This window comes from Streptomyces yunnanensis, assembly GCF_029011865.1.
GTDB classification, from domain to species: domain Bacteria; phylum Actinomycetota; class Actinomycetes; order Streptomycetales; family Streptomycetaceae; genus Streptomyces; species Streptomyces yunnanensis.
This window is the reverse complement of the sequence record NZ_CP095749.1, coordinates 217621-242689: the sequence shown is the minus strand read 5'-3', so window position 1 is coordinate 242689 and position 25069 is coordinate 217621. Positions and strand designations below refer to the sequence as shown.

The following is a 25069-nucleotide window of genomic DNA, read 5'->3' as shown; positions in this document are numbered from 1 at the left end:
GACCTGACCGGGCCGTCGGCCGTTTCACCGTCCGGCCCGACCGAGCGGATCGATCACCACCTTGGCCTCGATCTCCCGCACCCGCTTGGTGTCCTGGTCGAGGACGTCCTGGTCGGGGGTGGAGAGCAGCACCCAGCCGAGCGTGGTGAAGAGGTCTTCGGTCTTGGGCACCCGGGAGCCGTTGGGGTAGCGGCAGGACAACTTCTGGAACGAGGACAGCTCACGCGCCGCGTCGAGCACCTCCGCATTGCTCATGGCGCCGCTGTTCGCGGCGGAGAGCCACACCACCCGGGTGGGCTGCACGATCTCGAAGCCGGGGGTGAAGGCGGAGTCCAGGTGGTGCCGCACGGCGCGGTCGATCTGAGAGTCTCCGGTCGCGAGCCGCGCGGCCTGCTGCGCACAGCCACCGTCCAGGCGCGCCGCGATCTCGATCAGCCGGGGACCGTCGTCGGTCAGCATGATCTCGGTGTGGGTGCATCCCGTACGGATGCCGACCGCATCGGCGACCTGGCGCGTGTAGGACTCCAGAACGCCGACCAGCGGATCGTTGGGCAGGAGGTAGTCCTCCGCGTCGTACACCCCGATGCGGTTCCCCCTGGCCGACTTGCTGTACTGGACCACCGCCACCAACCCCATCCGGCCGTCGACGGAGTAGGTGTCCACGACGAACTCGGTTCCCGAGGCGAACTCCTGTATCAGAATGCTGTCGTTGGTCAGGTCGAACATGTTGATGGAGCCCAGCAGTCGCCGGAAGGAGGGCCGCCAGTCCTCGCCGGCCTCCACCTTGTGCACCCCGTCGGTCCCACCGCTGCACCGGGGCTTGAGCACCAGTGCCCGTCCCTCCAGGCCGTTCCGGCGCAACCAGTCGGCGGCCTCCTCCTCGCTCGCGGTGGCGAACGTGCGAAGGTGCGGAACGCCCGCGCTCGCCACGGCCTGAGCCATCGGCCACTTGTCACGGCGTGCCGCGGAAAGCTCGGGTACGTTCCCCGTTCCGGGTGCCAGTTCTTCGATCAGCGCGTCCACGAGCCTGACCGCGCACTCATTGCCGGGGACGACGGCGACCGGATCGTAGCCGCGCACGATGCCGGCGAGCTTCGCGAAGTCGCCGTCGTAGAAGTGCGTCGAGTGGAACGCCTCCGGCTTCCAGCCGTGCAGATACGATTTCAGAGGTGCCGGTGTGCTGAGCACGGCCACCGGTTCGATCCCCCGCGCCCGAAAGGCGTTGGCGTACTCGGCGGCCTCGGAATAGGGGTCGACCAGGACTACGTGGCGTGGCATCTAATTGCTTCCCCTTCTGCGATTGTTCCCGCTGCTTGCGCGGTCTTCCGTTGGTGCGGATACGGCGCCCGCCTTAAGTTCCCGTACGGATCTCCGCATCGGCTGTTTCGGTATCACCGGTCTCGCCCCCCTTGTCCTCGCCCCCCTTGTCCCTGTCCTTGTCCTTGTCCGCCGCGTCGGCCGGCGGACGCACCCCGCCCCATGCGGCGGCAGCGGCGATCGTCCCCACGATTCCGCAGCCGATCCAGAGCCCTTCCTGGAAGCGGTTCCAGATCATCACTCCGAAGAACGGGCCGATCGCACTGCCGAGTCCGTACAGCGCGTTCGAGGCCCCCAGATAGCGTCCGCGCAGGCCGGGCGGGCCCGCCTGCGCGGGGTAGGCGAAGAACAGGGACGGATAGCCGATGATTTCGCCGAGCGACCAGACGAGGGTGGCGATCACGAGTGCGGCCACGCCCCAGGGCAGCGCGTACATGCTCATGCCGACGCCGGTCAGCAGCACACCGATGATCACGGCGGTGCGGATCTTCCAGCGCTGCACCACCTTGGCGACGAGGAGTTCACAGGCGATGACGAGAAGGCCGTTCAGCGCGATCATCGCGGCGTAGACCTCGACGCCCATGTTCAGGTGCTGCACGGTCAGCGGCAGAGCCGAGATGTGCTGGATGTAGATGACGGAGCTGACGAACATCGCCAGCAGGAACAGCAGATAGCGGCGGTCGGCCAGGACCGACAGATACGAGGCTTTGGGCGCGTCCCCGCCGTCCCCCGCGCCGTCGTCCGCCGACCCGGTCGTGTCCGGTGCGGCACGGTGCGGCAGGGTGGTCGCGGCGACCGCGGAGAAGATCACCACGGCCAGTGCCTCGCCCCAGAACAGGAAGTCCCAGGAGACCTTGACCAGCGCGGCGCCCAGCAGGGGCGCGGCCGTCGTGCCGAGGTTGATCGCCAGTCGGCCCATGGCGAAGATCATGACGTGCCGCTCGGTCGGCGTGAGGTCGCTGATCACGCTGGTGGAGGCGGGCTGATAGGCCATGCTGGCCGCACCGCTGACGCCGATGACCGCGAGGATGGCCCAGTAGTTGTCCAGATAGAGGACGCAGGGGAGCAGCACGGCCGACCCCAGCAGGGTGGACACGATCGTCAGCCGCGGTCCGAGCTTGTCGGACATCCAGCCCCCGACCAGCGTCCCGAGCACAGCTCCTGCGCCGTACACACCGAGCGCCGCACCTGCCTGGGTGTCGGAGAAGCCACGATGGGTCAGGTACAGCACCATGAAGACCTGCACGAAGCCGCCCAGCCGGTTGATCATGGTGCCGGCGAGCAGGGACTTCACCGCTGTGGGGGACTCGCGCCAGACCTGCCGCACTCCCGCGTGCCGCTTCCCGGCCCCGTCCGACGCTTTCGTCGCGTTGTTCTGTGCCATGCGACTCACTGTGCGGAAGGAGCGGCGAGCGCAACAGTGTCCGCACTGACGAGGAACCCCGAATTCCTGCCACTGCCGTACGGCGCGCCTGGTAGGCGTGCGGGAGCGGGAGCAGGGCGGGCCGCGATTCGTTGTCACGAGCCCCCTCCCCGTGGCGCAGTTCGTCAAGCAGTGGACGGTCGCGATGTCGATGCCGTGCTGTTGCCGCCGTGATGCGAACGGATGGCCGGGATCCACCCTTGCCGACATCGGCAGGGGGGAGAATCTTGGCGCCGCAATCGTGATCCGGGCCGCGCTCCCGGACCATGCAACTGCCGCCGCGGAGTGGACAGATGAAGGGCTTTCACGGCCCCCGGTGCACCGTCGGCCGGCCGCGCCGATCTTTGTTCCGCAAGATTGTCGACCGTGACACCAGGATGATCCAGCCATAGGACCAGAGTCCTATGGCGTGACCGAAATCGACTGTCTACCATGTCCTTCATCCGGTCGAATTCAGCAGGATCGGCAATAATTTAGCCGAAGTCAGCTGGGTCATTCCATTATGCGTCGTTGTACGCAATATTGTCGATCGACCGGAAATCCAAGTTCTAGTGAACGAAGGCGGGGGCGAACCGTGGAGTCGTTCGGGTGGGGCGGAAATGCGCCAGAGCAGGAACGTATCATCAGCTGGCAGGCCCCACCGCTGAAATTCGGTGTCGGCGCCAGCGGGGAGATCGGCCACGAACTGCGCAAGGCCGGCATCACCTCGGTGCTGTTGGTGACCGACCCCGTCCTGGCCGGCCTCGGTCTGCCCGCCCGCATCGCCAAGCAGATCGAGCAGGAGGGGATCTCGGTCGCGCTGTTCGACCGGGCCCAGGTGGAACCCACCGACGAGAGCTGCGCCGAGGCGGCCCGTGAACTGGCGGCCCTCCAGGTCGACGGCTACGTCGGACTCGGCGGCGGCAGCTCGATCGACACCGCCAAGATGCTGAACCTGCTGCTGAGTTACCCCGGTCGCCCGGTACGCGACTACCTGAACGCCCCGATCGGCGCCGGGTCCCCGATTCCCGGCCCGCTCAAGCCGCTGATCGCGGTGCCCACCACGGCCGGCAGCGGAAGCGAGTGCACCGCCATGGTCGCCCTCGGCGTCACGGATCTCAACGTCAAGACCGGGATCAGCGACCCGCGGCTGCTGCCCTCCCTGGCACTGGTCGACCCGGCGAACACCCTGACGCTGCCCCCGGCGGTCACCGCCTCGTCCGGGTACGACGTCCTGACGCACGCCTGCGAGTCGTACACCGCACGCGCCTACGACCGTCGCCCGCCCTATCCCACACCGGCGGACCGCCCCCTGTACATCGGCGCCAACCCGATCAGCGACATATGGGCGGAACAGGCACTGGAACTGGTGGGCCGCTACCTCAGGCGGGCCGTGCTCAACCCCGCCGATCTGGAAGCCCGTACGGGCATGAGCCGGGCCGCGAGCTTCGCGGGCATGGGATTCGGCAACGCCGGAACCCACATTCCGCATGCCTGTGCCTATCCCATCGCCGGACTGGTCCGCGACTACCGGCCGGACGGCTACCAAGTCGACCACGCCATGGTCCCGCACGGAGCCGCAGTCGTCTCCACCGCGGCGGCGGCGTTCGAGTTCACCTATCCGACCTCTCCGGAACGCCACCTGCGTGCCGCGGAGTTGCTCGGTGCGAACCTCAACGGAGTGACCACGGCCAACGGTTCGGACGTGCTGCCGGCGACGCTGCTGAGCATCGTGGCGGACACCGGAGGACCCGCAGGTCTGGGGGACTTCGGCTACAGCGTCAAGGACGTGCCCGAACTCGTCGAGGGCGCTCTCAAGCAGCAGCGGCTGCTGGTGTGCTGCCCGCGTGACGTCGCATCGCGCGATCTCGAAAGGGTCATCGTCGGCTCGATGGCGGGCTGACGGCGAAGCAACGCCACCACCCCCCCACGTCAAGGAGCTGGATATATCCGTGAGTGAAGCAGGATTACCGGAGCACGCGGCTGTCATCGCGGGGAAGAGAGTGCCCACCCAACGGTGGATCGACGTCCTCGATCCGTCGAACGCCCGCCCCTTCGCACGTGTCGCCCGGTGCGGTCCAGCCGAGGTCCAGTCGGCTGTGGACGCTGCCAGGCACGCATACGAGTCGGTGTGGCGGTTCACGACACCGGTGGAACGCTCCCAGGTCTGCCGGCGCATCGCCGACGCCCTGCGCGGCGAGCGCGAGGAACTGGCCCGGTTGGAGACCCTCGACACCGGCAAGCCGATCAGCCAGTCGCTGACGGACGTCGACGTCGCCGCGCGATACTTCGACTTCTACGCCAACGCGATCGAGTCCCTCGGTGGCGAAACGATCCAGCAGCGGCCGGACAGGCTGGCCTTCACGCTGCGCGAACCCTACGGCGTGTGCGGGCACATCATCCCGTGGAACTACCCGCTGCAGATCGCCGCCAGGACCCTGGCCCCGGCCCTCGCCGCGGGCAACTGCTGTGTCCTCAAGCCCGCCGAGGACGCGCCGTTGACCTCGCTCCGCCTGGCCGACCTCGTCGAAGGGGCGGGACTCCCGGCGGGCGTCCTCAACGTCGTACCGGGCTACGGGGCGGAAGCGGGAGCCGCGCTCGCCGCGCACCCCGACGTGGACCGCATCGCGTTCACCGGCTCGCGGGAGGTCGGCGAGGCCGTCATGGCCGCGGCCGCGCGGAACATCGTGCCCGTCACCCTCGAACTGGGCGGCAAATCACCACAGTTGGTGCTGCCCGACTACGACGCCGCGCGGGCGGTGCCGCAGATCGTGGAGGCGATCACGGAGCACGCCGGGCAGAACTGCAGCGCCGGAAGCCGCCTGCTCGTCCACCGGTCCGTGCACGACGAACTGGTGGCCGCCCTGGCGGAGAGGTTCCGCGCCCTGCGTATCGGCCCGGGCATCGACGATTCCGACATGGGACCGCTCATCTCCGCGAAACAGCGCGAGCGGGTCCTCGGCCACCTGGCCGAGGGCCGCCGGGACGCCGAGGTCGTCGTCGGCGGCGGAGTACCCGAAGGGGAGGCGTACGCCGAGGGCTTCTACGTGGAGCCCACCCTCCTCGACCGGGTGACGCCCCGGCACCGCGTCTTCAACGAGGAGATCTTCGGCCCGGTCCTGTGCGTGTCGGCCTTCGACACGCTGGACGAGGCGGTCGCACTGGCGGAACACACCACCTACGGGCTGGCCGCCGGAATCTGGACGTCCGACGTGACCACGGCCCACTGGCTCGCCGGGCGGCTGAGGGTGGGCCAGGTGTTCGTGAACGACTACAGCGCGGCCGGGGGAGTCGAGTTGCCGTTCGGCGGCTACCGGCGCTCTGGAATCGGCGTGGAGAAGGGGCTGGAGGCGCTGCGCGAATACACGCGGTGCAAGACGGTGGCGATCCACACGCGGATTCCCGTCTGACCCGTTCCCCCGACCGACCCACCCGCACCGTCCCCCGAGCCCCGCGGAGAGGCCCGAGCTTTGCGGAGGAACCCGAGCATTACGGAGAAGCGCGATTCGATCCATCCATATCGGCGGAGGGAGTTCTTCGAATGTCACGTGTTGCGCGAGGGCCCGTTGCGGAATTGAGAGATCAGCGGTGCTGCGAGTTCTGCGGTGCGCCGTCGCGGCCCGTGGCGGCCCTGACCGAAGCGGTCGCCGACATGTACAAGGCGCTCGGCGAGGCACAGGACGCGCTCGAAGCCCAGGAGCAGCTGATAGAGAACTTACGGGCGGCCGCGGGGTCGTCCCCCTCCGAGGGGGTCCTCGCGGCCCGGGCGGCGCTCGACCTCCTGACGGCCCGTGAGCGCCAGATTCTGGTGCTCATCTCCCAGGGGAATTCCAATCGCCGCGTCGCCAGGGCTCTCGGAATTTCCGAGAAGACGGTGAAGAACCACTTGTCCGCCGTCTTCACGAAGGCCGGCGTATCCGACCGCACGCAGGCTGTCGTATTGGGAATCCGGGGCGGGATCGTCTCCCTCGACGGTGCCTTCAACGATGCCTCACCACCCACGAGACCCACGAGTTCGAGTGCGGGAACCCCCACCCATTCAGGTCCATGCTGAGATTATGAGGGCCGATCCGGCCATGGAACAGCGTGAGGACTGTCAGAACCCCACGCATTACTGCCACATTGGGTCCCATGCTGAAGAACGTAGCCGCCGTCCTGCTCGACAACGTCCATCCATTCGAGCTGGGTGTCATATGCGAAGTGTTCGGGATCGATCGACGGGAGGAGGGGCTGCCCGCGTACGACTTCGCGCTCGTCGCCGCGGAGTCCTCGTCGGTGCGGGCGGTGCCCGGATTCACCATCAGCACGCCCTACGGTCTCGACCGGCTGGAGGACGCCGACCTCATCGCCATCCCGGTCGGGGACGACTTCCACACCAGGGACTTCCCGCCCGCCCTGCTGGAGGCCCTGCGCCAGGCGGTGGCCCGCGGGGTCCGGGTGGTGAGCGTCTGCGTCGGCGCCTTCGTCCTGGGCGCCGCCGGGCTGCTCGACGGACGACGCTGCACCACGCACTGGCGGTACGCCGAGGCACTCGCCGAGCGCTACCCCAAGGCCCAGGTCGAACCGGGAGTGCTCTACGTGGACGAGGACCCGATCCTCACCTCGGCCGGCACGTCGGCGGGCATCGACGCCTGCCTCCATCTGGTGCGCAAGCTCCAGGGCAGCGACGTCGCCAACGCCATCGCCCGGCGGATGGTGGTGCCCCCGCACCGGGAAGGCGGCCAGGCCCAGTACATCGAGCGACCGGTCGCCCACTACGGGGAGGACGGCGTACGCGAGGTGATGGTCTGGGCCGAGAAACACCTGGACCAGGAGATCAGCGTCGAACAGCTCTCGGCACGGGCCTGCATGTCGCCGCGCACCTTCGCCCGCCGCTTCCGGACGGAGACGGGTACCACCCCCTACCGCTGGCTGCTGGCACAGCGGTTGCTCAACGCCCAGCGTCTGCTGGAGAACACCGACGAGACGATGGAGGTGATCGCGGCCCGTACGGGATTCGCCAACGCGGCGGCCCTGCGGTACCAGTTCGTGCGGTCCCTCAACACCACCCCCAACGCCTACCGGCGTGCCTTCCGGGGGCGGTTGACCGACGCCACCAGACAATGAGCCCCGCGTGGGGCCCGACAGGAGGACGTGCATGCTGCGCATCGCGGTAGTGGGTGCCACCGGAGCGGTGGGCCGGGAGTGCCTGGCCCTGCTCGACGGTGGGATCGTGCCGGTGGAACAGGTGGTGCCCGTCGGCTCGGCGCGCAGCCTCGGCCGGGACCTGGGTAACGAACTGGGGCTGTCGCTGCCCATGGCGGAGCTGGTGACGCTCGACGACCTGGACCCCGCCGGCCTGGACGTCGCCGTCTTCTCCGCGGGCGCGGAGATCAGCGCCCGCGAGGCGGAGCGGCTGGCTTCGGCCGGGGTACTGGTCGTCGACAACAGCTCCGCCTTCCGGATGCGCCCCGACGTGCCCCTCGTCGTACCGCAGGTCAACCCCGGTGCGCTCGACGACCGGCCGGGACCGAACCTCGTGGCCAACCCCAACTGCTCGACCATCCAGCTGGTGCGCGCCCTGAAGCCGCTGCACGAACTGGCCGGCCTGGAGGACGTCGTGGTGGCCACCTACCAGGCGGCGTCCGGCGGCGGAGTGCGCGGCCTGCGGGAACTCGCCGAGGGGTCCAGGGCCATCCTGGACGACCCCCGTGCCCAAGGCACCCCCGGTGGACGCTTCGGACAGCCGCTGTCCTTCAACCTCGTGCCCGAGATAGGACTTCAGGACGACACCGGGCTCACGCACGAGGAGCGCAAACTCGTCCGCGAACCGCGCAAGATCCTCGGTCTGCCGGACCTGCGGGTGAGCGCCACCGCGGTGCGGGTCCCGGTCTTCGACTGCCACTCCGAGGCCGTGCACGTCAGACTGCGGGAACCGGTCACGACCGAGTCCGTCGAGGCGGCCCTGGCCGCGACACCCGGGTTACGGGCCTATGGCCGGTCGCAGAGCCCCTCGTACCCCATGCCCCGCACCGTCTTCGCCCGACCCGAGGACCGCGCCCTGGTCCACGTCGGGCGCATCCGCGTCGAGCCGGAGGACGACCGGGCGGCGGCGCTCTGGGTGGTCGCCGACAACCTGTGGGTGGGGGCGGCGCTCAACGCGCTGCAGATCGTCGAACTCGGCCTGAAGAACGGGTGGCTCGGATGACCACCCGCCGCACCTCCGACGGGCGTCCGCTGGTGCTGAAGTTCGGCGGTTCGGCCTTCGCCGACCTCGACGGCTACCACCGGGTGGCCCGGTACGCGGTCCGCCGCGTCACCGAGGAGAAGCGCCCGCTGGTCGTGGTGGCGAGCGCCATGTCCGGGACGACGGGCAGGCTCCAGCAGACCCTGGACGCCCTGGTCGAGGACCCGCCCGCGGACGCCGCCGCGATGCTGCTGACCACCGGCGAGACGGTGAGCGTCGCCCTGCTGGCCGCCGCGCTCGACGCCGAGGGCGTGACGGCCCGCCCCCTCCCGGCGGCGGGCACCGGGCTCCTCGCCGAGGGACCGGGCGACCGGGCGAGACTCGTCTCGGCCGCCCCCGGGACGCTGGCCGAGGCCCTGGCCGGCTGTCCGGTCGTGGTCGTCCCCGGTGGCCAGGCGGTCGACGCGGACGGCCGGACGGTGATGCTGGGCCGCAACAGCTCGGACCTCTCGGCGGTGGCGGCGGCCGCCGCGCTGGGCGCCGACACCTGCGAACTCTTCTCCGACGTGCCCGGCGTGTGCACCGCCGACCCCTACCTGGTCCCGGAGGCCCGCACCCTGTCCCGGATCAGCTACGAGGGAGTGCGCCGGATGTCCCGGCACGGCGCCAAGGTCGTCCACGAGGGCGCCGTGGACTGGGCGGAGCGCGGCGGAGTGCGGCTGCTGTGCCGCCCCTTTCCCTGGTACGACGAGGGCCCGGACGGCGGAACCGCCGTGGGTACGGGCCCGGAGGCGGCCGCCGTCGTCGTACACAAGAACAGCGACGTGTGGTGCTTCAGGTCCGCGCGGGAACGCCGGGCGGCGGGGGAACGCCTGTGGGCCGACGGCCTGACCGTCGTGGAGTTCGACACCGCGGGCGAGGCATGTCTGACGGTGCCGACCGCAGTGCGGGGCGTGGCCCGGCACCTGCGGGCCGCGCGCCGTCTCGACGACCTGTGCCTGGTCACCACGCTGTGGCCGGACGGCAGCACGGAGCACACCGTGGTCCCGCGCCCCGAGGCCGCGGCCGAAGCCCGCCGGCGCCACACCCTGCTCTACCCGGACCCCGGGAACCTCCCGGGACCGGCCGTCCCCCCACCGGTCAAGGCCCGCTCCCCGCACAGCGACGTCCTGGTCGGCCCGACCCGGCCACGGCCCACCGAGAACAGCCCACTGACCTGACCTGGCCTGACCTGTCCCGGGCCGGGAGACCACCGCGACCCGCGCGTCCGCCGCCCGGCCCGGTCAGCCTGGTGACACGAATCCGCACTCGTAGGCGGCTATGACCGCCTGGGTGCGGTCCCGGACGCCCAGCTTGGCCAGCACCCCAGCCACATGCGTCTTGACCGTGGCTGCCCCCACCGCCATCCGCTGGGCGATTTCGGTGTTCGACAGGCCCTGCGCCATCAGGTGCAGCACCTCCACCTCGCGCTCGGAGAGGCGCTCGCGCAGCCGCTCCGCCTCTGCGTGCGAGCCCTGCCGATCGGTGTGCGTATGAGCCAGGGCGCGGATGGCTGTGGGGAACAGGAGCGTGTCGGTGCGGGCCACCAGACGTACGGCCTGGACGAGTTCGTCGGCATGCGCGCGTTTGAGGAGGAAGCCGGAGGCGCCCGCGCGGAGTGCGTCGTATACGTAGCTGTCGTTCTCGAAGGTGGTGAGGACGATGATGCGTGGCGGGTTGTCGGTGCCTGCCAGGATGCACTCGGTGGCGCGGATGCCGTCGATCTGGGGCATGCGCACGTCCATCAGCACGATGTCCGGGCGCAGTTCGCGGACGAGGGGGACTGCCTGGGCGCCGGTGGCGGCCTCGCCGACGACCTCGATGTCCGGTTCGGTGCCGAGAATGGCGCGCAGGGCGGTGCGGACCATCTGCTCGTCGTCGGCCAGGACGATCCGGATCGGCGGCGTGTCCGGCCGGGTCGGGGCGGTCACTGGGCGCTGCCGCTCAGGGGGAGGCGTACGGCCAGTCGCCACACACCGCCGTGCTCGCCGAAGACGGCTTCGCCGCGCAGCAGTCGGGCCCGTTCGGCGATGCCGGGCAGCCCCCGGCCCCCGCCGCGACGGCGGGGCGCGGGCCCGGTGGTGGGTTCGATCGGGTTTTCCACGTCGATCTCCAATGCGTCGTCGTGCACTGCGATACGCAGTCGGATGGGTGCCTGGTCCGCGTGGCGCAGGGCGTTGCCCAGTCCTTCTTGGACGATGCGGTACGCCTCGCGGGAGACGACCGGTGGTATCCGGTCCAGGGCCGTGGGCGCGTCGAGGGTGAGGGCGGCGCCTGCCGCGCGGGTGCGTGCGAGCAGCGCGTCCAGGCCGGTGAGGGTCGGTGCCGGTGCGGTGTCGGTCGGGCCTTCCTCGCGCAGGAGCCCCAGTACGGTGTCGAGTTCGCCGACCGCCTCGCGGGTCGTGGTCTCGATCGCGGCCAGTGCCTGCCGGACGAACTCCAGGTCGGCGTCGAGGACTCTGCGCGCTGCGGCTGCCTGTAGCGTCACCGCGCTGAGCGCATGTCCGACGGAGTCGTGCAGTTCCCGCGCCAGTCGGTTGCGCAGCGCCAACTGCATCGCGTGCTGCTCGGCCGCCGCCAGTCGGTCGGCGGCCGTCGGCCCCAGCAGGACGGGCGCGCAGCGCGCCAGCAGCGCACCCGCCGCCCAGGACAGGGCCACGACCCCGGCCAGCAGCCCGACGCCGGCCAGCGGCGCCAGCAGCCACCACGACGCTCCCGAGCGCCCCAGGCCCCACGGCATCCGCACGCCGCCCAGCATCCCGGTGACCGGCACCGCGATCAGCGTCAGGACCAGGGGCGGCACGGCCAGCGACACTCCGCTGACGAGGCCGCCGGTCAGCAGGTGCAGTGTGTACCACAGGGCCGTCCGCCCCCTGGCCGCCCAGGATCTGCTCGGCCCCGTCTCCAGCCCGGCTCCCGGCACCCCGCACAGTGCCCGCGCCGCCCCGCTCACCAGGGGCCGCACCAGCGGGTGGAGTGCGGTGGCGGCGCCGGGTATCAGCGCGAGCGCGAAGCTGGTGAACTGCCAGCCCAGGGAGGTGGAGAGGAAGCCGCCCGACTCCGGCCAGACGACCGCCACCAGGACGTTCGTCACGAGGTAGTACGGCATCAACAGTGCCCCGCCCAGGAGCAGATGCACCCAGCGCAGCCGTGCGCGGCGGCCCAGGGCGGCGGCCATCAAGCCCCGCACGGGTCGTGTCATGAGGTACGCCGGGCGCCGGCCCGCCCGTTGAGGAAGCGGGCACCGGCCGTGAGTACGAGCAGTCCGACGAACATCTGCACAGCGTAAGTGAGGAGCATGAGTGGAGTGGCGGCCCGATCGCCGTGCGAGGGCCCGGTCACCGCCGCAAGCAGCAGCCAACCGCCCCAGCAGCCGGTCGCCGCCGAACCCACCCCCGCAAGCAGCAGCGGTACACGCAGGGCCAGCGCCGCCCCGGCCCGCCGGGCGAGCAGCAGCACCAGGCCCGCCACGGTGGCACCCGTGTACAGCACATAGGCCGCGTCCTGCACCGCGGAATCGGCGTCGTACTGCGCGGCCAAGGTATTTGACAACCCGGTGTGCACACCGCACGCCCACAGCAGGTGCACCGCCATCGGCAGCACCGCCAGACCAGCCGCCACCAGCGCCGCCAGCCGCTGCCCCCGGCCGACCGGCCGGGCACCCACGTCGCCGAGCCGCCCCTGCCACATGTGTCCCCAACGCTCGCAGGCATACAGCACGAACAGGGCGCCCAGGGCCAACCCCTGGAGGATGAACCCGCCGTACACGAGGTCGAAGACCCAACCCTCCAGGAACGCACCGTTGTCCCCGGACGATCCCGAACCGGTTCCACCGAGCGCCCCGACCAGCAACTGGGCAGGGAATCCCACCATGATGGGCGTCAGCAGCCCGACCGCGCCCCACATCGGCAGGGCCAACAGCCACGACGGGACGTGCCTGCCCCAGGGCTTGGTGAGGACCAGGGCCAGGACGACGACGGACACGTCCATCAGCACCGTGGCCGCATTGATCAGCTTGAGCGACGTGCCATCGCTGAGCAGCGCACTGCCCTCGGGGATGCCGACGGTACTGCCCGCGATCCAGGCGACCTTGAGCGAGAGATAGGGCACGCAGGCGGTGATGGCCACCCAGCGCAGGATCCGGCGGACGGCGGCCCGGCCGGTACGGGGAACGGTCTGTGTCATGCGGCTCATGCGCCCAGCCTTCCGCGCCGCCGCACCGTGCGCCTCGACGCGCAGGACCAACCCGCTCCGCCGCACGGCGGAAGACCCCTCATCCCCACGGCCGACGAATCTCGTACCCGCAGAGGGAAGTTGACCCGGAAAGCGAAGCCCGCCTCGAACAGCTCGCCACGTCCGCGATGCCTTCGCTCCGGCGACGAAGAACTCCTGGCCGCCGGGCGGCTCACGCCCGCCCGACGCGACCAGGAGATCTCTTCAAGACACGCGCCCCGCCTCACGCTCCGACGACGTCCCGGACACCCCGCCTACCAACGCGTGCCCGGCCTCCGAACCGGGGCCGCACCGTTCTCTGATCCACGGCGTGCCCGTCACCCGACGTTCGACGCGACCGCTCAGGCTTCGCTGCGAGCGGCCGTCTCGGCGGCGCGCTCCGGAGCGCCGCGTCCCGTGAACGCCCACAGCACGAGCCCCAGGCAGCTGAAGGCGGCCCCCAGCGCGCAGACGGCGCCCCAGCCGGCCGCCGTGTAGAGGGAGGTTGCGGCGATGGCGCCGGTGGCGCTGCCGATCGAGTAGAAGACCATGTATCCGCCGATCAGTCGGCTGCCCGCCTCCGGGTGCAGCGCGTAGATCAGGGTCTGGTTGGTGACATGGACCGCCTGCACGGCGAGGTCGAGGAGGATCACCCCGACGACCAGGGCCCACAGCGAGCTGCGGGTGAAGGCCAGCGGCAACCACGAGGCGGCGAGCAGCGCCAGGGCGATGCCGGTGGTCCGCCGGGAGAGTCCGCGGTCGTTCAGGCGGCCCGCCACGGTCGCGGCCAGGGCGCCGGCGACACCGATCAGCCCCAACGCCCCGATCGCACTGTGCGGCAGGAAATACGGGGCCTCGCTGAGCGGCAGCGCGATGCTGCTCCACAGGGTGCTGAAGGCGGCGAAGACCAGCAGACCGAACAGGGCCCGGAGCCGCAGCAGCCGTTCCCGCGCGAACAGGGTGAGGGTGGAACGCAGGAGCTGCCCGTAGCGCAGGGTCGTCGGCGGAGCGTCACTGTGGCGCGGCAGCACCCGGTACAGGACCAGGGCGAGCACGACGGTGAACGAAGCCGAGGCGAGGTAGACGGAGCGCCAGCCCGCGAGATCGGCCATCAGGCCGGATACGGTGCGGGCGAGCAGGATTCCGATGACCACGCCGCTGGTGACCAGACCGACGACCCGTCCGCGCCCGGCGGGCGGGGCCAGTGACGCCGCGAAGGCCACCAACGTCTGTGTGACGACCGCGAGAAGCCCCGTCGCGGCCATGCCCGCGAGCAGGATCGCCGCAGTGTGGGCGGCGGCCACCACGGCCAACGCCACCACCAGGAGCAGTAACTGGGCCACGATGAGCCGTCTGCGGTCGGTCACGTCGCCCAGCGGCACCAGGAAGAAGAGTCCCAGCCCGTATCCGACTTGCGTGAGGGTCACCACGCTGCCGACAAGCGCCGGGCTCATGGCCAGGTCGTGGCCCATGGTCACCAACAGCGGCTGGGAGAAGTAGACGTTGGCCACCGCGGCCCCGCAGGCGACGGCGAACAGTATGACGACGCCACGGGACAGGACGAATGAGGAACGTCCCCCGCTCGGAGCCTCGGTCTGTTGTGTCACAGCCTCACCATTGCCAGGCATCAGCACTCCTCCGGATATCTGGTTTCAACTTGCTACCAGCACAGACGGTAGCTTTCTTGGTAGCATGTTGCAACCAATATGAGAGTGAGGGACGCCATGGTGACCAGGACGCGCTTCGACGACAGTGAATGTCCCGTCGCCCGGTCGGTGGACGCGATCGGCGACTGGTGGTCCCTGCTGATCGTGCGGGACGCCTTCGACGGAAGCCGGCGCTTCGGGGAGTTCCAACGCAGCCTCGGAGTGGCGAAGAACATCCTCACCACGCGTCTGCGCACCCTGGTCGCCGGCGGCGTCCTCGAATCCGTCCCTGCCTCCGACGGCAGCGCCTACCGCGAGTACGTACTGACCCCGAAGGGCCAGGCGCTCTTCCCCGTCATCGTGGCACTGCGACAGTGGGGCGAACAGCACTTCTTCGCCCCCGACGAACCACACTCACAGCTGGTCGACCGCCGCCAGGGACATCGCCTCCGCCCACTGGAAGTGCGCTCTGCGGACGGGCGGCGACTGAACCCCGACGACACCACCGTCCACAAGATCCCCACCCACTGATCCGAGCCGAACGCCCGAGGGCTTTGCACGGTGGCATCTGCCGGCACGGTGATACGCCCGTACTCGGCTGGAGTCCTGAGTGTCCCGTTCGACGGCACATCGCGCGGCGACGTCGTGCTCCAGCCGTCGCGCCGGCTGCTGGAGGTCGCCTGTGCCCGGGCGAATGAGATCGCTCTGCTCACGGTGTGGGGAGGGTGCCGCGCAGTGGGGTGTCTCCTGCTGTGCCTGTCACGGACGCCGGGGTGCGGGGAGTGAGGGTGTTCCAGGTGACGTCGATCGTGACGCCGGAGCCGGAGCCGGATCCGGAGCCGGAGCCGGATCCGGAGTCGGAGCCGGTGGTGGCGGCAGTGTCGGTGTCGGAGTCGCTGTCGGGCGTGATTCTCAGGTGTGCGGTGACGGTGCCGTTGGCGCGGTCCCATGTTGCGGTGCCGTTGACGGTGGCGTCGGTCACCCAGCGGATGTCGGTGAGGGTGAGGTGCGCTTGGGGAGCGCCGGTCACGGTCAAGGTGCCGCCGCGTAGTCCGGTGTCGCGGTCGTGGGTCAGGTAGCCGCTTCGGACGATCGCGTCGCCGACGGCCGATGCGCCGACGGAGGCCGCGCGCAGAGCGTCTGAGCGGGCCTGGTTGCCGGGCGCGGGGGTTGCGGGGGTGGTGTCGGCGAGGCGGGTGGGGTAGTCGGCGAGGGTGGGGATGGCGGGGGTGTGCCGGGTGCAAGAAACGTCCAGGTGCTTCAAGGCGGCCGGGTTGCGCAGGAATTGGCGGTAGAGGGACTGTCCGCACGCTTCCGGTCCCGGCCGGGTCCGTTCGGGCATGGCGGTGATGTGGGTGACGTTGGGCACGGTGATGAACCGGGCGGAGCGCCCGAGTTGGGCCGCGACGCGTCGGCCGCCGACGGTGGGGGTGAGGGAGTCGAGATCGCCGCCGAGGACGAGGGCCGGTAGGGTCGGGGGCACCAGGGGCGGGTGGGTCGTGATCGGGGTGTGCGTACGTTGGGGGGCCGGCCAGTTGAGGCAGCCGTCGTAGGCGTTGGTGTAGGCGTTGACGGTCGTCCACTCGGCAGCGGTGAACGGAGCGAAGGTGCCGGTGGGTTGGGCGGCGATCCGGCTCCGGAGTTGGCGGGCGCGCTCGGTGCTCGGGCTGGTCATGGTGAACAGCTGCGGATAGTCGGTGCAGGCCACGGCGAAGTACAGGGCGCTGGAGAAGTCCGGGGGCGGCGCGTTGGTGCCGTCGTGGGCGGTGGTCTGTTCGGCCAGGCGGAGCAGCGGGGCGCTGTCGCCCCCGGTGAGAAGTGCGTGGGCCGCGGCTTGCAGGCTCCGGTAGATCCCCGGGTCGGATCCCGCGTCGTTGACCAGGTCGACCAGGGTGGTCACGGTGACTGTTACGGCGGTGGGCTCTCCGTCGAGGCCGGTGGTGGTGCCGGTGAGCGGTGCGGTGCGCAGGCGGGCGGCCAGGGCGGAGACGAGGGTCCACGCGTCGGTGGAGGTGTGGGCGGCGCACTGCGGCGAACGTCGGCAAACAGCGGCGAAGGCGTCGCGGGCGGAGGTGACTCCGCTGGTGTACCAGGGGTCCAGGCCGAGGACTTCGTAGGTGGCGTCCAGGGTGAGAGAACGGAGCAGGGACGGGTGCCGTGCGGCGAAGACCTGGGCGAACCAACTGCCGTAGGAGTCGCCGTAGAGGTCGACGCCGGAAACGCCGAGTCGGGCGAGGACATCGGCGAGGTCCTGAGCGGAGTCGGCGGACCCGAAGAGTTCGGAGGCGTGGATCCAACTGCCGTCGGGGCGCTTCCAGGTGTGATCGAGCAGGTCGCCGCAGGCGCCGACGGTCCGCGCGAAGTCGGGCCCTGAGGGCTGGTCCGCGTAGTGCTCCAGGTCGGGGCAGGTGAGGGCCTGTGAGCGGCCCGTTCCGCGCAGGTCGAACAGCAGCAGGTTCCGGCTGCCCCGAAGCGGCCCGAGCATCTCCAGATAGGCACTGCGGGAGTGGCGCGTCGCCCAGCCGGGACCGCCGTCGACCACGACCGCGGTGCCCTGGGGCCGTCCGGTGGCCGGTACCCACTCGAAGCCGATGTCGATGGTCGGGCTGTCGGGGGCCCGGCGGTCCAGCGGGAGTGCGGCGGTTCCGCACCAGCCGCTCGGGGGTTGTTCGCACGGGGTGAGTTGAAGGGAGCCGAGGCGGAGTCCGGGGCTCGTTCCACCGGTGGTGGCATGAGACGGCGGGGCGAGCATCGCTCCGAGGAGGGCGAGGGCGGCCGCCAGGACGGCGACGGCAAGGAGACCGTGGTGGGGCGGTGTCCGGCGGATCACGGTGGAACGTTGGTAGGCAGGGCGGTTGGTGGCATCGGCGGCAACGGTCATGTGGATCCTCTGGGGCGGCCTCGGTACGGCTACGAGTCGGCGCTGCACGCAGTGCCGGCTGGTCGAGCGCATCCCCCGGCTCATCTATGCCCGACGCGGCGGCATCAACTCGCACTGGAGGAAGCCGGTGTGAGGAGCGACGGAATGTCGACCGTGTGCCCGCCGGGCTCGGGCGATCGTGCCCCGGCATTCGCGAAGTAGCCGTCCAGCGAGGCTCGTTGAGAGAATGCGTTGCGTGGGTACGCACCTGCTGCCCACGACTCCCCTCTGTCGAGTCCGGCAGCAGCGGCCGAACGCCGGGGCGGGGGAGCGGTCTTGAGCTGGAGCCCGGCCGCTTCTCGCGCGCCGGGTGGAGCGGGGTGGCCGATTGGTGCGTGCCTGCCGTGCCTGCGCGTCACGTTGGTGCCCTGGTCGGCCTTCCCCGTGGCGACAGGGAAGGCCGGCAGGTCCGACGGAGTTGATGGTCGAAGTGGCCGTGCGTGTGGCTTGTTGCTATTGGGGTGTGATGGTGGTGAGCCAGTTGTTGATGGTGGTGACGTCCGCCCACTGCGGGAACAGTTGCTCGATCAGCATGTGGTGTATGCGCGGGTCGGTGTCGAGACAGCCGTCGGAGAGGACGGTGAGGTTGAAGTCGAGGTCGTTGGCTTGGCACAGGGTGTAGAGCACTACCGCGCTGGTGGCGATGCCGGTGAGTACGAGGCTGTCGATTCCGCGTGCTCTGAGGACCATGTCGAGGTCGCTGCCGGAGAAGGCGCTTGCTCGTTTCTTGGTGACCACGATGTCGCCGGGCTGGGGTGCCACGTCGGGGTGGATCTCGGTGCCTGGGGCGCCTTCGACATAGAGGCCGGCCTGTGCGATGGCGGCGAGGGCTCTGTTGTGCGTGCCGACTTCAGGGAAGCCGGGGCGCAAGGCGATGACCACGTAGATCACGGGGATGTTCGCGGCCCGGGCTCCGTCGATTGCCGTGCGCAGGCGTGGCAGATAGCCGGAGCCGTCGTCGGCGATGTCGACGATGGCCTGTTGGACGTCCATCACGAGAAGGGCGGTGCTCATGTCGCCTCCAGGAACGAAGTTGATTGGGCGTGGGAACGGATGAGGTCTTCCGCGCTCGTTATTCAGCCTGCCTGCCTGCCTGCCTGCCTGCCCGGCCTCGGGCGCGGCAGCGGACGTGTGCAGCACCGTGGATCCGCATGGCCGGCCCGACGCGTGGCCGGCCCTCCGCGTGCCCCGTCCGAGCGCAGCGGCTCGATCCGCGCCCACGCGCATCAGTTGACGGCATGCCCAGACCATCGATCGACCGATCCCAGCGAAGCCGCCTACGGCGTTGGCAGGCTCCATTCCCCCGAATGGCCGGGCGGGAGCGCCAGGTCGCGTCGGACAGCCGCGTAATACCCCTCCCGCGCGGCGCGCTGCTGCACAAGCATGGCCGACCAGGTCTCGGGGTTGTGGGTCCCGTCTCGCAGGAACCGTTCCATGTCCATGACCGTGACGACCCATTCCCGTGCCTTCGTTACCACGTCGGGGCTGCCGAGCATGAGTAGCGCCTCTCCGGCGGGATCGCGGGCATCGGTCGCGTTGGTCAGATGAGGAGCGGCCTCCTCGGGCGACAAGGGGTGCGGATGAGGATCGTTGCCCAGGTGGGCCGCAACCCGATATGTCAGGGTGACGGTCTGTTTGAGCACCCTCGCGTATTCAGCGTAGACCGCCAGCCGGCGCTCCTCCCAACGAGCTGTCTGCTCACGCCGGAAGCGGGCTTGATCGCCACGAGTGACTGCCAAGTACGAGCCGATGGCACCGATGATGACCCCGACCAGTGCGGGAAGCTGTTGTATGAACGCGGACATGATCCCAAGCTACCGGCCCGTAGTCGCGACAGTGCACCGTCCCCGGGCGAGTGCCCGATCGCTGCCAGCCCCCGGCTCCCGCGGCCACCCCGCCCGCACCATAGGGCCGTTGCCACGCTCGACCAGCTCCGCAACCACCCGCTCACCGTCCCACGGCCCTACGACCCATGCCGTCCCGCACGGCGTCAGGTGACCCGCGTGGGACGGATCCATAAGTTACTGGTCGGTTGGAGTGCCAGAAAACCGCAGGTGGCACCCAGAAAGCCAGTGGAGACCGAGCAGCGCCGCACGGAGCAGTTGGTCCGTCATGACAGCGAGACCGGTGCACGGCCACACGTCACCGGGGTGGACCTGACCGCGGGGCGGGCCGTCATCAGGCGCCACCAGACCTCTCACGAGGGACGTCAACGGCCTTGTGAGGAACGGAGATCGAGGATCCCGTCGACCTCGGCCTGCGGTCGGCGGCGTCCCCGTCCGAGTGCAGGAGCGCACCCTCGACGACGCGCCGACCACCGCGGACGTCAGCCGTTGCTGAGTGCGTCGGTGAAGGCGAACGGCGATTGGGCGACGCCGCTGCACACCGGCGAGGAAGCCGGCCTCATGACGCGCGCGGGGTCCATGCCGCCATCGGCCAACGCCTGGGCCTTCGCAGCCGTGCTGCACGCCTGGTCGCGGCTGACGGACCAGTAGGACATCCGGCCGACCCCGTTGCTCGCCGCCCAGCTCGCCACCGAAGCGGCGTCGGCCAGGCTGAAGGTGGAGCCGTCGTCGTTCACGCCGATCATCGGGGTGATGCCGAGGTTGGCGTAGGTGTAGCCGGAGTCCACGGACTGCATCTGCGCCAGGGTGGCCTTGCCCGCGCTGATCGCGGCCGCGCCCATGTCGGTGCCGGTCCCCTGCCCGTAGTCCATCGTCATGATGTTGACGTTGTCCAGCTTCACACCGGCCGCCTTGGCGGCCTTGAGCACGTTGACCCCGTCGGCGGTCAGGCCGGTGGGCATCACCGGCAGCGTCACCGAGGCGGTCAGCCCGGAGTTGCTCGCCTTGAGGTCCTTGATCGCGGTCATCTGCCGGGCCACGCCCGCGGTGTCCGCGACGGCCGCGCCCTCGATGTCGAAGTCCAGGGAGTTGGTGCCGTAGGCGGTGAGTTCCTTCTGGTAGCCCGCGTCGATCTGGCTCTGGTCGGTGCAGGTGAAGGCCAGTGGTTCACCACTTGCTCCGCCGGAGGAGATGATCACGTCGGCACCCTCGGCCTTGGCCTTGGCGATCTCCGGGTCGACGTTCGAGTCGTTGCCGACGGGGAGCGTGTCGCCCCAGATGTTGTTGCAACCGGCGCCGATGGTGAAAGCGGCGGTGTAGGTCTTCACGCCATGGCTGGTGATGGCCGCATCGAGCTGGCCCTCGGCGGAGTTGCTCATGTCCACGAACGGGGCGAACTGTCCCGCGTCAAGGTGGGCCGCCGGGCGGATCGCCTGCACGTGTGTGGTGTCTGCGCTGGCGGCGGTGATTCCGAGGGTGGACAACGCTCCGGCGGCTGCCGCCGCCAGGGCTATGCGGGGGGATTTCCTCATCAGGTGTCCGGTCCTTCCGTGGGGGAGGAAGAAAAAGCATGACCGTTCACCGACACAAGCTGGACTAGACCAAGGCTGCCGTCAAGAGTCCTGTAGGCCGCAACCACCCCACCTTTACAACGGCTTGGGGCGTTCCTGAAGCCAAGGTTGCCGTTGGCACGGAGAGCGAGGTGTCCTCCGCGATCCGCACGGCGGAGGCCGGCACCGATGATCGTGACGGGAGGGTGCATCGGGTCCTTCGCCGGAGAACCGGGGGCCGAAGTCCGGCGCACCGCGACCGGCGATGGGGGCGCCCTCTGCGGATCCCCGCCCAACTCGACGAGTTCGCGGATCACGCCCGAGCCGGCCAGGTCGAGGGCTGCGCCGACGTGGCCGAGCGGGCGTACCGACGAGCCGACGCCCCCGGACGCACCACTGGCCAGCAGCGTCCGCCCGGACCGCACGCCGACCTGACGGATGATGCACAGCGCGGTCTCCACCACGGAGGGGGACCGGCCGCCCCTTCACACGTCAGGCCCACAGGCATGCGGGCCCAGTGCGACCCCGATGCCCATCCGGCCAGGCGGCCGGGCCGTCCGCGGCGCGGCCTTTCAACTGCCCTCGGCTGCCGCGTCAACCGTGACCCTGCTCGATGTCCAGATGGATCGGGCCCCGAAGAACGGGGCTGGGCCGGTACGGCGGCGGGTCGGCGACCAGCCTGGGGCGGTCGAGCCGGCGTACCAACTCGCTCAGCGCGATCTGGGTTTCCCGCCGGGCCAGCGGGCCGCCGAAACACAGGTGGATGCCGCTGCCGAACCCCAGGTGCTGGTTGTCATGCCGGTCCGGGTCGAAGCGGTCCGGATCGTGGAAGCGCTTCGGATCGCGGCTGCCCGAGGCCAGCATGAGCATGATCTGCGAGCCCTGGGGGATGACGGTGTCGGCGACGGTGACATCGCTGTACGCCACCCGCCAGGGAATGATGTGCACGGGGGGCTCGTAGCGCAGCAGTTCCTCGACCAGCGGCACGACGAGGTCCGGTTCGTCGCGCAGTCGCTGCAGCACCTGCGGGTGGCGCAGCAACGTCAGCATGCCGTTGGCGATGAGGTTGACGACGGTCTCATGGCCGGCGACGAGGAGCAGTCTGGCGGTGGCGACGATCTCGGCGTCGGCCATCCGACCGTCGGGCCCGTCGTCGTTGGCCAGCCGTGACAACAGGCCGTCTCCCGGCCGGCCGTGGCACTGTTCCACCAACTCAGCGAGGCACTGGCGCAAGTCCTTGCGGGCCTGTACGCCCTTGTCCAGTTTCTCCTTCGGGTCGGTCTCGGGGTTGTAGTCGATCGAGTTCATGATGTCGTTCACCCAGAGGTGGAACCTCGGCTCGTCCTCGCGTGGCACGCCGAGCAGGCGACAGGTCACGTTGACGGGGAGCGGGAAGGCGAAATCGTCGACGATGTCGATCTGCTCCCTGCCCGCCACATCGTCGATCAGGCTGCCGACGGCGGCGGTCAGGAAGCCTTCAAGCCCGGTCACCAGCCCAGGGGTGTGCGGGGGGCCGAAGTGACGCGTCGCCATACGCCGCAGGCGATCGTGCTCGGGCGCGTCCATGTGGATGAACGTCGACGTGGCCCCTTCCTCGGGTGGAGGCGGCGGACGCGACAGATTGCCCAGGTCGGAACTCAGATGCGGGTCGTTCAGTACGTCCGTGATCTCGCGATAGGTGCTGATGACGTAGCTGCCGTCCTCCTGCCGAGCCACCGGCGTCTTGCGCAACTCGGCATACAGCGGGTAGGGGTCGGCCCGGGCGGAGTAGTCGAAGATCCGTTGCAGCGTGCCGGGCGTCCCGGTCGTGGTCGTCCGGGCTTCCTCCGGCCGATGCCGGTGCACGGCCGTGACGCGGCGCTCACCCGGGTCATGGTCTGCGACGACCACCGTGGCGCCCTGCGCGAGCAGGGCGGGGCCGGGGAAGTCGACGGGCACCGGTTTCCTGTCTTCCGGCTGGTCCGGCGTCGGGCAGGGGGGCGGGAAAGGTGCGGCCGTCTCGATCAACCGTCGGTAGTGGTCAAGCCACTTACCGTTGTTGAAGCTCACGGCGGCCGTGACGCGGCCCCGATAGCCGTATGCGGTGACGAAACGGTGGTCGTCCGGCGATCCCTGGGTGACGACCACCTCGTCGGCGAAGGTCGGCACGCCGACGGACTTGATGTTGACGCCGAACTGGATCGACCAGAACAGCGGGATGGACAGGTGGGGCCGGCGATCCGCCCGGGCACTGACCATGTTGTGTGCCGCGACCTCTGCCTGCTCCACGGCGTTGGCCCAGTGCTCCAGCGAGATGAGCCGGTCTTCGTAGAGGGGGTTCGGGCAACGTGCCACGTCTCCCGCGGCGAAGACGTCGTCGGTGACGCGGCCGTTGAGGTCGAGGGCGCGGCAGTCCGTGTCACAGGTGATTCCCCATGCGCCCGCCGCCAGTCCCGACTCCCGCAGCCACTCGGTGTTGCGGATGCTTCCGAGTGCCACGACCGCCACATCGGCGTCGACCGTACTGCCGTCGTCGAAGTGAGCACGGCGAAACCGTCCCTGCGCGTCGCCCTCCAGCCGGGCGACCTCGACACCGCACCGCAGGTCGACACCGTGAGCGCGCTGCATGTCGGCCGCAACCTCGCCGATCATGGCGCCGAGCGCCCCGACCAGCGGGGCCGGCGCGAGTTCGGCGACGGTCACCGGGATGTCCCGCTCGCGGCAGACGGAGGCGATCTCGGAGCCGGTGAATCCCGCACCGATGACCAGCACACGGGAGGGCCCGGCGGCGAGGGCCCGCTGCAGGCTCTCGGCATGCTCGCGGGTACGTACGACGAACACCCCGTCCAGGGCCGCCTCGGACTCGACGAACCACGGCCGGGCCCGTACCCCGGTGGAGATCAGCACCCGGTCGAAGGGAACCTCGCGTCCGTCGGCGAGACGCACGTGGTGCGTCGCGAGGTCCAGCCCGCTGGCGGGCACGCCCAGCAGCCATTCCGCATCGATGTCACGACGGCGGGGCAAAGCGGTGCCCCCGGCCGGCACCCACCCGGTCAGTACCTGCTTGGACAGGGGAGGCCGGTCGTAGGGCTCGCCCAACTCGTCACCGATCATGGTCAACGATCCGGTGAAGCCCTCGTCCCGCAGAGCCTCCGCGGCCCGCAGCCCCGCCAGCGAAGCCCCGACGACCACGATGCGGCCATCGCGCTTGAACGCACGCAGGTCGTCGGCACTGGTCATGACGGGGACGCCTCCGCCGGTCCGTGCCGCGCCTCCAACTGGTCGACCAGGATCGCCTGGACCGGACAGGCCGCCGCGGCGCGTAGCACCTGGTCGCGCTGGGCGTCGTCGGGGTTCGGGGCGTACATGAGCGCTTCCTCACCGTGCATCCGGAACGCCTCCGGAGCCAGGAACGCGCACTGCGCATACCCCACACATCGGGAGAGATCAACGACGACTTTCACCCCGACCTCCACAGGGAGTGGGAGCTGCAGACCCTCAAGCCAGCGCCACTCCGGCGCGCAACGAGGGAGGATCCGGCCGCTGCCCACCCCCTGCGAAGTGCGAGGGGGTGCACCGCGCTCGCCGGGTCCCCATGGCAAGAATTGATGATCGCGGCTAAGGCGATCGGCGCCTGACCAGGGACGTATCCCTGGTTGCGGCTGCATTGTGGTTACGCGAGCGGCGCTCTTTCGGATCGCCGTTTCGACGGAAATCGTGGGGCACGGTGCGCCGGAAAACCGTCACAAAATCAGCGTAACAGCGGCACCGATACCGGCGAGTCCGATGGCCCGGGAGGCGAATGCCTGACGTCCAACGAACTCCTTGAAGCGGTGACGGTGACTGGCGGCAGCCTCATGCCCTTCGCGTGCCCACACGGCAGGACCCGGGCACGGGCGCTTGACCGGGCCATGGAGACCCCGTCGATCGCGTGGGCAGGCTCCGACGACGGGATCCCGACGGAGCGCGGTGGGCAACGCCTGCCTCGGCGTGC

19 protein-coding genes and 4 pseudogenes are annotated in these 25069 nt (G+C 70.0%); 8 read left to right on the top strand and 15 right to left on the bottom strand.

The window, feature by feature from the left end:
• Positions 1–24 precede the first annotated feature (24 nt).
• A complete protein-coding gene (locus MOV08_RS00985; protein ID WP_039628713.1) occupies positions 25–1278 on the bottom strand; it encodes an ATP-grasp domain-containing protein in 1254 nt (417 codons plus the stop codon).
• 73 nt (positions 1279–1351) lie between these two features.
• The gene (locus tag MOV08_RS00980) at positions 1352–2701 is read right to left on the bottom strand and encodes an MDR family MFS transporter (RefSeq protein WP_275305776.1); all 1350 of its coding nucleotides are present in this window, start codon (positions 2699–2701) and stop codon (positions 1352–1354) included.
• 613 nt (positions 2702–3314) lie between these two features.
• Here MOV08_RS00980 and MOV08_RS00975 point away from each other — a divergent pair.
• The 6 genes from MOV08_RS00975 to MOV08_RS00950 all read left to right on the top strand — a co-directional run bounded on the left by MOV08_RS00975 (position 3315) and on the right by MOV08_RS00950 (position 10105).
• A complete protein-coding gene (locus MOV08_RS00975; protein WP_275305775.1) occupies positions 3315–4622 on the top strand; it encodes a hydroxyacid-oxoacid transhydrogenase in 1308 nt (435 codons plus the stop codon).
• A 49-nt stretch (positions 4623–4671) separates the two neighbouring features.
• Positions 4672–6129 carry an aldehyde dehydrogenase family protein gene (locus tag MOV08_RS00970; protein WP_275305774.1) on the top strand — a complete coding sequence of 486 codons (1458 nt, stop codon included), beginning with the start codon at positions 4672–4674 and terminating at the stop codon, positions 6127–6129.
• A gap of 212 nt (positions 6130–6341) precedes the next feature.
• A complete protein-coding gene (locus tag MOV08_RS00965) occupies positions 6342–6773 on the top strand; it encodes a LuxR C-terminal-related transcriptional regulator (protein ID WP_052286396.1) in 432 nt (143 codons plus the stop codon).
• A gap of 77 nt (positions 6774–6850) precedes the next feature.
• Positions 6851–7825: a GlxA family transcriptional regulator gene (locus MOV08_RS00960; protein ID WP_039639866.1), complete on the top strand. Its 975-nt coding sequence runs from the start codon at positions 6851–6853 to the stop codon at positions 7823–7825.
• A 31-nt stretch (positions 7826–7856) separates the two neighbouring features.
• On the top strand, positions 7857–8906 hold the full coding sequence (locus tag MOV08_RS00955) for an aspartate-semialdehyde dehydrogenase (protein WP_067343222.1): 1050 nt from the start codon (positions 7857–7859) through the stop codon (positions 8904–8906).
• On the top strand, positions 8903–10105 hold the full coding sequence (locus tag MOV08_RS00950) for an amino acid kinase family protein (protein WP_275305773.1): 1203 nt from the start codon (positions 8903–8905) through the stop codon (positions 10103–10105). Before MOV08_RS00955 ends, MOV08_RS00950 begins: the two co-directional genes overlap by 4 nt.
• A gap of 63 nt (positions 10106–10168) precedes the next feature.
• Here the strand turns inward: MOV08_RS00950 and MOV08_RS00945 are convergent, their stop codons facing one another.
• From MOV08_RS00945 to MOV08_RS00930, 4 genes are all read right to left on the bottom strand, one after another.
• On the bottom strand, positions 10169–10855 hold the full coding sequence (locus tag MOV08_RS00945; protein WP_275305772.1) for a response regulator transcription factor: 687 nt from the start codon (positions 10853–10855) through the stop codon (positions 10169–10171).
• Positions 10852–12114 carry a sensor histidine kinase gene (locus MOV08_RS00940; RefSeq protein ID WP_338057120.1) on the bottom strand — a complete coding sequence of 421 codons (1263 nt, stop codon included), beginning with the start codon at positions 12112–12114 and terminating at the stop codon, positions 10852–10854. Before MOV08_RS00940 ends, MOV08_RS00945 begins: the two co-directional genes overlap by 4 nt.
• Before the next feature lie 8 nt (positions 12115–12122).
• Positions 12123–13118, bottom strand: coding sequence for a hypothetical protein (locus tag MOV08_RS00935; protein WP_275305771.1), 996 nt, complete (start codon positions 13116–13118; stop codon positions 12123–12125).
• A gap of 380 nt (positions 13119–13498) precedes the next feature.
• Positions 13499–14764, bottom strand: a complete 1266-nt coding sequence (locus MOV08_RS00930; protein WP_275305770.1) for an MFS transporter — start codon at positions 14762–14764, stop codon at positions 13499–13501.
• 96 nt (positions 14765–14860) lie between these two features.
• Between MOV08_RS00930 and MOV08_RS00925 the strand changes: the two genes are divergently transcribed.
• On the top strand, positions 14861–15313 hold the full coding sequence (locus tag MOV08_RS00925; protein WP_039628701.1) for a winged helix-turn-helix transcriptional regulator: 453 nt from the start codon (positions 14861–14863) through the stop codon (positions 15311–15313).
• A 178-nt stretch (positions 15314–15491) separates the two neighbouring features.
• On the opposite strand, the gene MOV08_RS00920 is transcribed toward MOV08_RS00925, so the two are convergent.
• The 3 genes from MOV08_RS00920 to MOV08_RS00910 form a co-directional block, all read right to left on the bottom strand.
• Positions 15492–17663 (bottom strand): alpha/beta hydrolase, encoded by a 2172-nt coding sequence (locus tag MOV08_RS00920; RefSeq protein ID WP_275305769.1) that lies wholly within the window; start codon positions 17661–17663, stop codon positions 15492–15494.
• 492 nt (positions 17664–18155) lie between these two features.
• Positions 18156–18716: a cysteine hydrolase family protein gene (locus MOV08_RS00915; protein WP_039628697.1), complete on the bottom strand. Its 561-nt coding sequence runs from the start codon at positions 18714–18716 to the stop codon at positions 18156–18158.
• A gap of 263 nt (positions 18717–18979) precedes the next feature.
• Positions 18980–19507 carry a hypothetical protein gene (locus MOV08_RS00910; protein ID WP_039628695.1) on the bottom strand — a complete coding sequence of 176 codons (528 nt, stop codon included), beginning with the start codon at positions 19505–19507 and terminating at the stop codon, positions 18980–18982.
• A 189-nt stretch (positions 19508–19696) separates the two neighbouring features.
• On the opposite strand from MOV08_RS00910, the pseudogene MOV08_RS43990 reads away from it, so the two are divergent.
• Positions 19697–19870, top strand: a pseudogene (locus MOV08_RS43990) (hypothetical protein); the annotation flags it as partial.
• 158 nt (positions 19871–20028) lie between these two features.
• On the opposite strand, the gene MOV08_RS00905 reads toward MOV08_RS43990, so the two are convergent.
• The 6 genes and pseudogenes from MOV08_RS00905 to MOV08_RS00885 all read right to left on the bottom strand — a co-directional run bounded on the left by MOV08_RS00905 (position 20029) and on the right by MOV08_RS00885 (position 24539).
• Positions 20029–21078 (bottom strand): chitinase, encoded by a 1050-nt coding sequence (locus MOV08_RS00905; protein WP_275305768.1) that lies wholly within the window; start codon positions 21076–21078, stop codon positions 20029–20031.
• A gap of 240 nt (positions 21079–21318) precedes the next feature.
• Positions 21319–21464: pseudogene (locus tag MOV08_RS43985) on the bottom strand (NADP-dependent oxidoreductase); the annotation flags it as partial.
• A 3-nt stretch (positions 21465–21467) separates the two neighbouring features.
• A pseudogene (locus tag MOV08_RS43980) lies at positions 21468–21613 on the bottom strand (NADP-dependent oxidoreductase); the annotation flags it as partial.
• Between the two features lie 77 nt (positions 21614–21690).
• Positions 21691–22812 (bottom strand): cytochrome P450, encoded by a 1122-nt coding sequence (locus MOV08_RS00895; protein WP_338057374.1) that lies wholly within the window; start codon positions 22810–22812, stop codon positions 21691–21693.
• A 126-nt stretch (positions 22813–22938) separates the two neighbouring features.
• Positions 22939–24315: pseudogene (locus MOV08_RS00890) on the bottom strand (NAD(P)/FAD-dependent oxidoreductase); the annotation flags it as partial.
• Positions 24312–24539, bottom strand: a complete 228-nt coding sequence (locus MOV08_RS00885) for a ferredoxin (protein ID WP_275305767.1) — start codon at positions 24537–24539, stop codon at positions 24312–24314. The gene MOV08_RS00885 and the pseudogene MOV08_RS00890, both read right to left, overlap by 4 nt.
• Between the last annotated feature and the right edge of the window lie 530 nt (positions 24540–25069).